This window comes from Neisseria sp. HMSC074B07 (assembly GCF_001810355.1).
Taxonomy (GTDB): domain Bacteria; phylum Pseudomonadota; class Gammaproteobacteria; order Burkholderiales; family Neisseriaceae; genus Neisseria.
This window is the reverse complement of the sequence record NZ_KV800940.1, coordinates 2226-14811: the sequence shown is the minus strand read 5'-3', so window position 1 is coordinate 14811 and position 12586 is coordinate 2226. Positions and strand designations below refer to the sequence as shown.

The window sequence follows — 12586 nt, the reverse complement described above, 5'->3', positions numbered from 1 at the left end:
CGCCGTACTGGTTTAAAGTTAATCCACTATAAATGAAAATATCAAGACGAAACCTTATTCGTTCCCCCCCAAAAAATTTCAGACGACCCCTTCATCTCAAAAGGTCGTCTGAAACAGACAAAGCGGTTGGTTTGAACCTGTCTTTCTGTGTTCAAAAAAACAAGTTCAGCCCAAACTTACGCTTCGCCTTCTGCCTGATCGGCTGAGTCCGTTGCACTCGGCTAGGCGGCTTTGTAGAGGTAAACCGTTGCCAGCGGCGGTACTTTGACGGCAAGCGAGTTGGGTCTGCCGTGCGACCAGATTTCTTCGGTCTGCAGGATTTGTCCGGCGGATACGCCGCTGCCGTTGTAACCGGGGTCGTCTGAATTGAGGATTTCGCGGTATTCGCCGGCTTCGTTCACGCCGAAGCGGTAGCTGTCGTGGACGACGGGCGTGAAGTTGCTGATGACGATGACGCGGTTGCCTTCGCGGTCGAGGCGTTCGAAGACGAAGACGGAATTGTTGCCGTCGTCGGCAACCAGCCATTCGAAGCCTTCCGGCCATTGGTCGAGCTGGTAAAGCGGCGCGGTGTCTTTATAGACGCGGTTCAAATCGCGCACGAAGTTTTGTACGCCTTTGTGCCAGCCGCCTTCTTGGTCGAGCAGGAACCAATCCAGTCCTTCGTTGTAGTTCCACTCTCTGCCTTGCGCGAACTCGTTGCCCATAAACAGGAGTTTTTTGCCGGGGAAGCCGTACATGAAGCCGTAGTAGGCGCGCAGGTTGGCGAATTGCTGCCAGCAGTCGCCGGGCATCCGTCCGAGCAGCGAGCGTTTGCCGTGTACGACTTCGTCGTGCGAGAGCGGCAGGACGAAGTTTTCGCTGTATTGGTACATCATGCCGAAGGTTATTTTGTTGTGGTGGTATTTGCGGTTGATGGGGTCTTCCATCATGTAGCGCAAGGTGTCGTTCATCCAGCCCATGTTCCATTTGTAGCTGAAGTTCAAGCCTTCTTGGCGGGTTACGTTGGCGAACGAGGTGGATTCTTCAGCGATTTCGGTAGCGGAGGGGACAACCTCTTTCAGCATGGTGTTGGTATCGCGCAGGAAGGCGATGGCTTCGAGGTTTTCATGGCCGCCGTATTGGTTGGGTATCCATTCGCCGTCTTTGCGCGAATAGTTGCGGTAAATCATGGAGGCGACGGCGTCCACGCGGATGCCGTCGAAACCGAAACGCTCTATCCAATACAGGGCATTGCCTTGCAGGAAGTTTTTGACTTCGTTCCTGCCGAAGTTGTAAATCAGGGTGTTCCAGTCTTGGTGGTAGCCTTCGCGCGGGTCGGCGTGTTCGTACAGCGCGGTGCCGTCAAACTTGGCAAGCCCGTGGTCGTCGGTCGGGAAGTGTCCGACCACCCAGTCGAGGATGACGCCGATGCCTTCGTCGTGGGCGGCTTTAATCAGGGCGCGCAATTCGTCGGGCGAACCGAAACGGCTGGTCGGCGCATACAATCCGGTCGCCTGATAGCCCCATGAGCCGTCAAACGGGTATTCGGAAACGGGTAGGAATTCGATATGTGTGAAGCCCATGTCTTTGACGTATGCGACCAATTCTTTGGCGAGCTGTTCGTAAGTCAGCCAGAAGTTGTTTTCGGGATTGCGTTTCCACGAACCTAAATGCACTTCATAAATGCTGATAGGCGCGTCAATGGCGTTGGCGCGGGCGCGGAAGTCGGGTGTTTCGACTTTTTCCGGCAAACCGCGCACGACAGACGCGGTATTCGGGCGCAACTCTGCGCCGAAGGCATACGGGTCGGTTTTTTGCCGTACATTGCCGTTGGCATCGCGGATTTCAAATTTGTAGAGGGCGTTGAGTTTGACGGCGGGGATGAAGATGTCCCAAATGCCGTTGTCGCGGTGGAAACGCATGACGTGGCGGCGGCCGTCCCAGTGGTTGAATTCGCCGATGACGGACACGCGCTGCGCGTTCGGCGCCCATACGGCAAAGCTGACGCCTTTCACGCCGTCCACTTCGGCAAAATGCGCGCCCAAAGTTTCATACGGACGCAGGTGTTTGCCTTCCGCCAGCAACCAAGAGTCCATGTCTTTTAAGGCGGAGCCGAAGCGGTAAGGGTCTTCTTCGCGCACAGGCTCGGCATCTTCTGCATAACGGACGTTCAACGCATAATCGGGCACACCTTCGGGCAGCACGGCAACGAAGAATCCGCGTTCATCGACTTTTTCAGACGACGTAATCACCTCGCCGCTTTCACGGTTGACAATATCCACGCCCCAAGCGTTCGGAATCAGGGTTCGCACGACCTCGTCGCCTTCGGCAAGGCGGTGTCGTCCCAAATAGGCGAACAAATCGCTGTGGGTGGCAAGAAACAGGCTTTCGACCGTGTCGCGTTCGACTTGGTCAAGCTCGTGATAAGGCTTCATCCGGCTATTTTTCTTCATGCGTACCTCTCCAATCATGGCAAGTTGGCCGCCCATCAGGCGGTTGTGGGGAAAATCTTCAAGCGCAGCGGGCATTTTGCGCGCCCAGTTGGGATAACCCTCGGAAATGCCCGGCACATTCAGGTTGTCGCTCATGCCCAGCAGGTTTTCCAGCTGCACCGCATACAGTTTGCTGCGGCTCATGGCGGCATACCGGTGCAAGGCGGTTAACAGTGTTTCGTCGATTTCAGACGACATCTCGGCGTCGGGAGGCAGGCAGCCTGTGTGTTTCAACTTATCGAACAAATCCGCCTTGTCGTGTTCGCGCGCTTCCAAGGTCGTCTGAAAAGTTTCCGCATCGGGAATCGTACCCAAGCGGAACATCAAATCCAAATCCTTGCCCGTCCAATAGCCTGCCAAGGGCGCGACATCGTGCGTACTGACCACCGTAATCGCCTGTTCGGGATATTCTTCGGGTAATTCAAAGCCGTGCCAGCCTTTGCTGAAATACACGACCTTATAAGAAAACACCTGATAACGGTTCAGCAAATACCGCGCTTGGTCGGGTACCGTTCCCAAATCCTCGCCGATGACCACGCATTGATTCCGCCTGCTTTCCAAAGCCAGGATGGCAAACATCACATCCGCGTCGTAATGCACATACGCGCCAAAGTCCGCCGTCTTGCCCGCAACCCACCACAGACGGCACAAAGCCATCACATGATCGATGCGCAAGATGCCGTAAAGCCGCATATTTTCACGCAAAAGGCGGACGAACTTCTCATAGCCCGTGTGCTTCAACATCATCGGATTGAGCGGCGGCAAATCCCAGTTTTGTCCCGTCGGGCTGAATGGATCGGGCGGCGCACCGACCGCCATATCCATGCAGTAATCGGCGCGGTTAAGCCAAGTGTCCGCGCTGCCGCGTGCTACGCCGACCGCCAAATCGCCGTAAATCCCCAGCTTCACGCCGCGCGCCGCAGCCGTCTCGTTCACTTCGCGCAACTGCTCCGCGCAAAGCCATTGCAGCCACATATAAAAACGGATTTCGCGGCGATGGCCCTGTGCAAATCTTTGAACTGCCTCACCATGCGGATCATGAAACTCCGCCGGCCAAGACAGCCAACCCACTTCACCGGAGCGGTTGTAATACTGATCCAACGCCTCAAACAAACCGAAGCCTTCCAAAGCCCAGCCGCGTTCTTCGACAAAGGCGTCAAATGCCGCCCGCTCTTGTTCGGCGGCTTCGCATCCGTCGTTTTCAAACGCGTCAAACGCCCTCTGCAAAGCATCGCGCTTGAACGCCCAAACCGCCGTATAAGCGACGGTTTCCGTAATCCGCAACGCCGCAATGCGCTGGCAGATATTCGGCTGCTTGAGCCAGTTTTTCAGCTTTTCGTTGTAAGTAAACGCGCCGACCTTTTCCACATCCAGATAAATCGGATTGAGCCATTCGCGCGAAGACGGGCTGTACGGGCTGGCAAAAGCAGGCTTGGCACTGAAAAGCGCATGCAGCGGATTGATGCCGACGAAATCCAGTTGCTTATCCGCCGCAAACGCCATCAAATCCAGCAAATCGGTAAAATCCCCAATGCCCCAGTTCCGTTGCGAACGCAGGCTGTACAAATGCGTGGTCAGCCCGTTCATGCGCAAACCGTGTTCCAGCGTTTTCGGCTGATAAACCGACTGCGGCGCAACCACCAGCCGCACCTTGCGGACGCCGCCTTCCGCTTCCGCAGACAAAGTGTAATAGCCGCAAGCCAAAGCCGGCAGCGCAACCCAAAGCACGCCGTCTTCGCCATGGTTCAACGGCAAAACCTGCCGTCCGCCCGCTTCGTCTTCCAAGCAAATTTCAGCCGCGCCATGAAACTCAGCAGGCAGTTGCAAAGATTCCCGACCGTTTTCATGCGCGACCAAAGTATCCGCATAAAGGTCGTCTGAAAAACCGTCCTGCTGCAAAGCCTTAATAATCCCTTCCAAAACCTCGGGCTTGGTCGCATGATAAATTCCACCGATGTCGTGGAAACCCAAATCAATACCCAAGCCTGCAGCCTGCTCTTCCAAATGTTCGCTCATGACACAATTCGCCTATTTACAATAAACCGAATCTTAATATAAATAAGATTGAATGTTTCCCATAATTCAGAGAAAACAACCCTTCAGACCAGAATTTCCCTGCTTAGTTTGACTTATCCCAAAATTTTGATTGATGACTCTAAAGACATGCTGACAAAACGGCGAGAAAATTTCTATTATCATAATATTCTAAATAGTAGACATCTTTTTCGTTGTTTCTTCAGCAAACCTAAGTATTTCTCATTTAATCTCTGAAATTCGTTTTTCGTAAGATTTAAATAAGTTTTCCAAGTAATAATTTATCGAGGAACTTCCATAAAACCCAATATTGTCATACAGTTTCATTGTAAAAAACGATTTGATTTGTTTCTTCCATATATGAAATAAATTCCAAAACATTCGTTAACATACTTTTTTGAATTACGACAAAAGTTTTAACTTGTAAATTCCATAAGATTAAAATAATATACAGAAAATTTTTCACCAGCCCTTCTTTTCATCTGAGATTATTACCTATGTTAAAACAAGCTATTTTACTGACTGCTCTGATTGGTGCGCTTACCGGCTGTACTTACGGCCATATGCACTACTCACCATCCTATGAACAAGAAGCCACCATGCGTGCCGACTCCCGTCGCGTTCAAGCTGACGAACGTGCAGAGCGTGCAGAGCGCCGCCGCGAGCGCCGTCAAGAAATGATGGATGAAGCCGACGCTATCAACCGCGCCAACCGCAACAACCGCATCTACATCCTTCACTGATCACCGGTCCTTACGGATTATTGGATTCCTAATACTTATATTTCAAACAGGTAATACTTATATTTCAAACAGGTAACATCATGAAAAATAAAATCGCAGCCCTGCTCCTGACTTCTTTCGTTATCACCGGTTGCTCTGCGCCCGGAGGCTCCGTAGGCGATTTGGCTATCGGTAGCGATTCCGCAGCCATCAAAGCAGGCCGCAACCGCGAATCTGCACAACTCTCCCGTGCCGAGCTGGAACAACACCGCCGTCAACGTACCAATGTTTCAGAAGAGCTGGCATTGGAACGTGAAAAACGCCAAGACAAACGTGACCAAGTCAACGGCGCAATGGGTACAGCAGCCAATGCAGTCGGCTTGATTGGTGGTATCGCAGGTACTGCTGCTCTGATCAGAGCTTGGTTCTAATTTAGCAGGTATTCGTAAAAACGACCGGTACGGCGTATCGGTCGTTTTTATTATTCTCAGCTTCAAACTCGTTCATCCCGAATAAAGTCATAGACAAAACCCCAAAGGTAGTCTGAAACTTGAAACCCAAGTTTCAGACTACCTTTATCTATTCAATACCATCAAGCCGCTTTACGATGGTAATGCCGTAGCGCATGTTCTTTGCGCCGTCCGCTCGAGAAGGCAGATACGCGTTTCAAGTAGCCGATGACGCGGGTGCCGTAGTCGATGTCGTGCGAACCGCAGGCGGAACAGGCGTGCAGGGTGCGTTTGTCGATATGGCCGCATTCGTTGCAGATGGTGATGCGCACGTTCACGCAGAAGTAGTTGCAGCCGGTTTGCGCGGCGATGTCCAAGAGTGAACGGTAGCCGGATTCGGGCAGGGCTTCGTCAAGGTTCAGGTGCAGCGCGGAGCCGCCGTCGAGCCAGTCCACCAGTTCTTTGCCGTGCAGCAGGAATTTGTCGAGCGCATTGATTTCTTCGTCTTCGACGACGTAGAAATAGGAGTTGTAGCATTCGCGGCTGACTTTGTAGCCGTCGGCTTTGTCCCATTTGGCGTTTTTTACGCCGAGGTTTTCGGCGGGGACGAACTCAGTGTTGAACTTCACGCCGTAGTGCTTGCTGGCGGCTTGGTTGGCTTCGAATATGGTTTTCAGACGGCCTTGGACGAAGTTGATGTAGTCGTCGTTGTAGCCGACTTTGATGCCTTGCGATTCGGCTGCTTCCGCCATGCCGTTGATGCCGATGGTGAGGAACTGTTTGTCCAGCGTGATGAAGCCTGCATCGTAAACGGGCAGCATGCCGGCAGCTTGGTATTCTTCCATCAGTTTGCGGTAGGCGTATTGGTATTTGTGGATTTTGGCCACTTCGGCGGCAAGGTCGCGTCCGTCTTGTTCCAGCCGGTTCATATTGATGGTGATGACGTTGATGGAACCGGTCGCCACGCCGCCCGCGCCGAGGGTGTAACTGAAGGTGCGGTCTTCAATGGCGTTGCGCAGGCGGCAGCAGGAAGCCAACGAGTCGGGATTGTCGGAAAGATAAACGAAGAAGGAATTGCCTTCCGCCAACTCTTTTGCCATTTCGTCGGCGAACACGGTGTCTTTGCATTTGCCGCCGTCGGTCAGCATGGCAGCGGTCACGACGGGGAAAGTCAAAACGGCTTTGGTGCGCTCCTGATTGAACCATTTGAGGAAGAAGTTTTGCAGCTTCGCCACGCTCGCCCAAACCGGTTTGCTGAAATCGGGGAAGACGAAATCGCCGAACATCGCATCGAAATAGTATTGATCGTAAACGGAAATATTCCAAAACACGCTCTGATAACCGCGTGCGGCAGCGGGCTGGTTGATGCTGTATACCACCTGCTGCATGTGATTGGCGATTTCTTTGCCGTGGGTTTCCAAATAATCGTCGCCGTAGTCTTTGCGGGCGAAGTAATCGAAATAGGTCAGAAATTCCACCGTCGCCACCGCGCCGGCAAACTGCGCGCTGATGGCAAATACAAGGTTGATAAACGAGCCGCAAAACGAAGCCAGATGTTGCGGCGCTTTAGATTCGCCGCCGAGTTTGCTTAAGCCGTCGAGCAGGAAGGGATACAGCGTAACCGACACACAATAAGGCTTGAGGCTGGTTTCGTCGTGCACATAAATCTCGTGTGCCTCAATCTGGCGGATGTATTCGTCGGCAACGGATTGGTCGAAAATTTCGGCAATTTTGCGCGACACTTGGGCGCGGTTAATCTGCACGAAAAAGTCTTTCATGATTTCCGCTTCCATCGTAGCGATGTTTTTCTGGGTAACGTTAGCGTTGGCGTCCATTTTCGAGCCGTCCGCCGCGTTTTGCGCACTGATGTAGTCGTGCATGAATTGCAGTTTGCCGTTTAACTGTTCGGGATGCAGCCGAATCATGTTAAGTCCTCCTGTGTGGGTTGGATAAAAAGCCTCAGGCCGTCTGAAAAGCGGCCGCCTGCGGCTGAGTCGTAATCGGGATGATTTTGGGCGCGGGTTTGTCTTTGATAAACAAGCGGTTCAACACCTCGCCCGTGCGCAAATCGATAAATTTCTGATTGGTGGTTGGGCTGTCCAAGCCGCCCAGCTCCATCTGCCAGCGGCCGGTTTTCAGATACGCCAGATAAGGCAGGATGCCGTCTGAAACCGCCTCCAGCTCCTCACGCTCCAAACCGGTGTACAAACAGGCTTTCAAACCCGCCTGCGTCACGATGCCCAACATTTTCTGCAAGGCTTCCGGCTGCCATTCCCCGCCCATAAACAACACGCAGCTAATCAGTCCGCGATAGCGTTTCAGACGACCTCTTAAATAATCCTCGGTCAATTCCGTGCCGATACCCTCTTTCCACGCATCGGCACTGTGGCAGCCTTTGCAGCGCAGCGGGCAGCCGGAAAACAGAAACGCCAGCGACACTTCGCCCGGCACTTCCTGCCATACGATTTGCTCGATTGTGAATTTCAATGCCGCCATGACTTGCTACTCATAAATACAATATATGGTGCGAATTAAATCACAAGAACACAAGATATGGTATTTTTATTTAACAATGCAACAAACCGATATGATAGTTTTTAATAATTCACTATATTAAAAATCCAAATCAAAAAGCAGTTTAAAAAAAAGCCGTACTCGAGAAACACGCTTCGCATTTCCCAATATGGCTGTTACGCCATCACGCTTTTATTAAAATTTACCTCCTTTTCTTACAGTACAGCCTTGCTCGGATAGCAAAAACCCAAAACGATAAGCAAACTCCGTAATAACAAAAGCCATTAACAATCCATTCCCTCCAATGACCAAAGGTCGTCTGAAAATACTTTTACCAGCTTTTCAGACGACCTCCCGCAATCTGAAACCCAAGCGAAAAGTGTTACAATAGCCGTTTTATTTTAGCCGCTTAAGACAGTCCGACCATGTGCAACCACCATCATCAAAACGACAGCAAAACTCCCCACTCAGAAGCCCGCGACAACGACACCATCCGCATCCGCGGTGCGCGCACGCATAATTTGAAAAACGTCGATTTGGACATTCCGCGCCACAAGCTGGTAGTAGTCACGGGGCTGTCGGGCAGCGGCAAGTCGTCGTTGGCGTTTGACACGTTGTATGCCGAAGGGCAGCGGCGTTATGTCGAGAGCTTGTCCGCCTATGCGCGGCAGTTTTTGCAGATGATGGACAAACCTGACGTCGATTTGATCGAAGGCCTGTCTCCCGCGATTTCCATCGAGCAGAAATCCACCAGCCATAATCCGCGTTCCACCGTCGGCACGGTAACGGAAATCCATGATTACCTGCGCCTTTTGTACGCCCGCGTCGGCACGCCGTATTGCCCCGAACACAATCTGCCGCTATCCAGCCAAACCGTGTCGCAGATGGTCGATGCCGTGTTGAAGCTGCCAGAAGACACGCGCGTGATGATTCTGGCGCCGGCGGTGCGCGAGCGTAAGGGCGAGTTTGTCGATTTCTTTGCCGACTTGCAGGCGCAAGGTTTTGCGCGCGTGCGCGTGGACGGCGAAGTTTATCAACTTGACGAAGTGCCGAAGCTGGAAAAAAACATCAAGCACAATATCGACGTGGTCATCGACCGCGTGAAAGTGAAGGCGGACATCAAGCAGCGGCTGGCGGAAAGTTTTGAAACCGCGCTGCGCCACGGCAACGAGCGCGCGCTGGCAATGGAAATGGACAGTGGCGAAGAGCATTGGTTTTCCGCGCGTTTCGCCTGCCCCGTGTGTTCGTACAGCCTGCCCGAATTGGAGCCGCGCCTTTTTTCGTTCAACAATCCGATGGGTTCCTGCCCGACTTGCGACGGCTTGGGCAACACCAATTTCTTCGACCCCGAAAAAGTGGTCGCCCATCCCGAACTGTCGTTGGCAACGGGCGCGATCGACGGCTGGGACAAGCGCAACCAGTTCTATTTCCAAATGATTCAATCGCTGGCGCGGCATTACGGCTTCGACGTGCAGGCTGCTTGGGAAACGCTACCTGAAAAAGTGAAAAAAGTCGTACTACACGGTTCGGGCAAAGAAGTCATTGATTTCACTTACCTATCCGAACGCGGCACCACCTTCAACCGCAGCCACGCCTTCGAAGGCATCATCCCCAATCTCGAACGCCGCTACCGCGAAACCGACAGCGAAACCGTGCGCGAAAAACTGCGCGAATACCAAAACCACCGCGCCTGCCCGAGCTGCGGCGGCGCACGTTTGCGCAAAGAAGCACGCTACGTTTACGTCAACGGCGAACCGTTGCACGAAGTCTCCGCCTGGCCGCTGACCAAAACCCACCAATTCTTTGAAACACTGGATTTGGACGGCAACAAAAAACAAATCGCCGAAAAAATCCTCAAAGAAATCACCGAGCGGCTCGGCTTTCTGATCAACGTCGGGCTGGATTACCTGAATCTCTCCCGCTCCGCCGAAACCCTTTCCGGCGGCGAAGCCCAGCGCATCCGCCTCGCCAGCCAAATCGGCAGCGGCCTGACCGGCGTGATGTACGTTTTGGACGAACCCTCCATCGGCCTGCACCAGCGCGACAACGACCGCCTGCTCGCCACCCTCAAACGTCTGCGCGATTTGGGCAACAGCGTGATTGTGGTCGAACACGACGAAGACGCCATCCGCGAAGCCGATTTCGTCGTCGATATGGGCCCCGGCGCAGGCGAACACGGTGGCAACGTACTGATTGCCGACACGCCCGAAAACGTCGCCAAATGCGAAAAATCCGTTACCGGACAATACCTCAGCGGCAAAAAATCCATTGCCGTGCCGTCTGAACGCACGCCCGTCAATCCCGACCGAATACTCGTCCTCAAAGGCGCGCGCGGCAACAACCTCAAAAACGTTACCCTCGAACTGCCGCTCGGTTTGATTACCTGCATCACCGGCGTATCCGGCAGCGGCAAGTCCACCCTGATTAACGACACCCTCGCCAAAATCACCGCCCGCGAACTCAACCGCGCCCAAGAAGAACCCGCCCCATACGACGACATCCACGGCCTCGAACACCTCGACAAAGTCATCAACGTCGACCAATCCCCCATCGGCCGCACCCCGCGCTCCAACCCCGCCACCTACACCGGCCTGTTCACCCCCATCCGCGAACTCTTCGCCGGTGTCCCCCTCTCACGCGAACGCGGCTACAACGTCGGCAGATTCTCCTTCAACGTCAAAGGCGGCCGCTGCGAAGCCTGCCAAGGCGACGGCGTAATCAAAGTCGAAATGCACTTCCTGCCCGACGTGTACGTCCCCTGCGAAGTCTGCCACGGCAAACGCTACAACCGCGAAACGCTCGAAATCCAATACAAAGGCAAAAACATCAGCCAAGTCCTCGACATGACCGTCGAAGAAGCCCGCGAATTTTTCGACGCCGTCCCCACCGTATCGCGCAAACTGCAAACCCTGATGGACGTAGGTCTCGGCTACATCCGCCTCGGCCAGTCCGCCACCACCCTCTCCGGCGGCGAAGCCCAGCGCGTCAAACTCGCCCTGGAACTCTCCAAACGCGACACCGGCAGAACGCTCTATATCCTCGACGAACCCACCACGGGCCTGCACTTCGCCGACATCGCCCTGCTGCTGGAAGTCATAGGTCGTCTGAAAGGCAAAGGCAACTCGATTGTGATTATCGAGCATAATCTTGATGTGATTAAAACTGCCGATTGGATTGTGGACTTAGGGCCGGAAGGGGGCGATGGCGGAGGGAGGATTATTGCTTCAGGTAGTCCGGAGCAGGTGGCGAAGGTTAAGGGAAGTTATACTGGGGAGTATTTGAAGGATATATTGCAATACTGTACTGTTATTAGTAATGTTTAATGCAAGGAGAAAAATATGATTGGAATTACTGATTTATTTTTTAAGAGAGCTAAAAAAGAAAGGGGTGAATTACCAGATATTTATCAATATGATGAATTACCTAAAAAATTAAAAATACAAATAGTCCATATTTGGGAAGGAAGTATAGGTGAAGATTATTCAAATATTTATGATAGTAGTGATAATATAAAATATTATGAAAATGTATATAATATTCTATGCAAAGAGTTAGGGGTATTTCAGTTAGGAGAAGGAGGTACTTACTTTCAAAAAATAGTTAATTATTTTTTAAAAGATGATGATGTAGAGATATCGTTAAGCATTATTGAACTAATGATGTGGTGCATAGATGCATATTATGAAAATAAGTATTATAGTAAAGATGATTTTCAAAAAGTCATAGATGAATTAAATGAAAGATTTAAAGAAAATGGAATTGGCTATCAATATGAAAATAGGAAAATAATTAGAATAGATTCACAATATATTCATACTGAAGTAGTAAAGCCAGCATTGACATTATTAGGAAGCAGTATTTATCAAGGTGCGTTACAAGAATTTTTAAATGCACATGAGCATTATCGTCATCAACGCTATCAAGAGGCAATGATAGATTGTTTAAAGGCGTATGAAAGTACTTTAAAAATTATTTTGAAAAAACGAAAATGGGAATATAAAGATACAGATACTGCAGATGCATTGACTGGAAAAATTATGCAAAAAGGATTGATTCCTGACTATTGGCAACAATATTTTAAATCATTGAAAAACACATTAACATCGGGCGTTCCTACAGCTAGGAATAAAGAAGCAGGTCATGGACAAGCTGATGAAATAAGAAATATTCCAGATTATTTAGTATCTTATATTCTACACATGACCGCTTCTGCAATTGTATTTTTAATAAAAGCAGAAGAAGCTTTATAGCAAGCCGTAGCCTGCATACTCAAGCAACCGCGTGCGTGGCTGCGCTCACACCCTTGTATATCGGAACTTCCGTATCATAGCAACACCTCGCCCAGCCGCCACCCGTACACACCCAAGGCAAACAACCGTTGCGTAGCTCAGGGAGC

At 51.5% G+C, this 12586-nt stretch carries 7 protein-coding genes; 4 read left to right on the top strand and 3 right to left on the bottom strand.

Going from position 1 to position 12586, the window contains the following annotated elements:
- Positions 1-221: 221 nt before the first annotated feature.
- Positions 222-4487, bottom strand: a complete 4266-nt coding sequence (gene glgB / locus HMPREF2726_RS07030) for a 1,4-alpha-glucan branching protein GlgB (protein WP_070602792.1) — start codon at positions 4485-4487, stop codon at positions 222-224.
- Positions 4488-5002: 515 nt separating this feature from the next.
- Here glgB and HMPREF2726_RS07025 point away from each other — a divergent pair.
- Positions 5003-5248 carry a hypothetical protein gene (locus HMPREF2726_RS07025; protein WP_003761186.1) on the top strand — a complete coding sequence of 82 codons (246 nt, stop codon included), beginning with the start codon at positions 5003-5005 and terminating at the stop codon, positions 5246-5248.
- 80 nt (positions 5249-5328) lie between these two features.
- Complete coding sequence (locus tag HMPREF2726_RS07020; RefSeq protein ID WP_009311273.1) at positions 5329-5658, top strand: NGK_0946 family protein; 330 nt, start codon at positions 5329-5331, stop codon at positions 5656-5658.
- Positions 5659-5819: 161 nt separating this feature from the next.
- On the opposite strand, the gene nrdD is transcribed toward HMPREF2726_RS07020, so the two are convergent.
- Complete coding sequence (gene nrdD, locus HMPREF2726_RS07015; protein ID WP_041961393.1) at positions 5820-7601, bottom strand: anaerobic ribonucleoside-triphosphate reductase; 1782 nt, start codon at positions 7599-7601, stop codon at positions 5820-5822.
- Positions 7602-7635: 34 nt separating this feature from the next.
- Positions 7636-8172 carry an anaerobic ribonucleoside-triphosphate reductase activating protein gene (gene nrdG / locus HMPREF2726_RS07010; protein ID WP_070602789.1) on the bottom strand — a complete coding sequence of 179 codons (537 nt, stop codon included), beginning with the start codon at positions 8170-8172 and terminating at the stop codon, positions 7636-7638.
- Between the two features lie 443 nt (positions 8173-8615).
- Between nrdG and uvrA the strand changes: the two genes are divergently transcribed.
- Complete coding sequence (gene uvrA / locus HMPREF2726_RS07005) at positions 8616-11513, top strand: excinuclease ABC subunit UvrA (RefSeq protein WP_070602787.1); 2898 nt, start codon at positions 8616-8618, stop codon at positions 11511-11513.
- Between the two features lie 15 nt (positions 11514-11528).
- Positions 11529-12440, top strand: a complete 912-nt coding sequence (locus HMPREF2726_RS07000) for an STM4504/CBY_0614 family protein (protein ID WP_210399687.1) — start codon at positions 11529-11531, stop codon at positions 12438-12440.
- The last annotated feature ends 146 nt before the right edge of the window (positions 12441-12586 follow it).

What these genes read in the sequence shown, in the direction of transcription:
- uvrA (WP_070602787.1), top strand. Translation starts at nt 8,616, where the DNA reads ATGTGCAACCACCATCATCAAAACGACAGCAAAACTCCCCACTCAGAA.
- glgB (WP_070602792.1), bottom strand. Translation starts at nt 4,487, where the DNA reads ATGAGCGAACATTTGGAAGAGCAGGCTGCAGGCTTGGGTATTGATTTG.
- HMPREF2726_RS07020 (WP_009311273.1), top strand. Translation starts at nt 5,329, where the DNA reads ATGAAAAATAAAATCGCAGCCCTGCTCCTGACTTCTTTCGTTATCACC.
- nrdG (WP_070602789.1), bottom strand. Translation starts at nt 8,172, where the DNA reads ATGGCGGCATTGAAATTCACAATCGAGCAAATCGTATGGCAGGAAGTG.
- nrdD (WP_041961393.1), bottom strand. Translation starts at nt 7,601, where the DNA reads ATGATTCGGCTGCATCCCGAACAGTTAAACGGCAAACTGCAATTCATG.
- HMPREF2726_RS07025 (WP_003761186.1), top strand. Translation starts at nt 5,003, where the DNA reads ATGTTAAAACAAGCTATTTTACTGACTGCTCTGATTGGTGCGCTTACC.
- HMPREF2726_RS07000 (WP_210399687.1), top strand. Translation starts at nt 11,529, where the DNA reads ATGATTGGAATTACTGATTTATTTTTTAAGAGAGCTAAAAAAGAAAGG.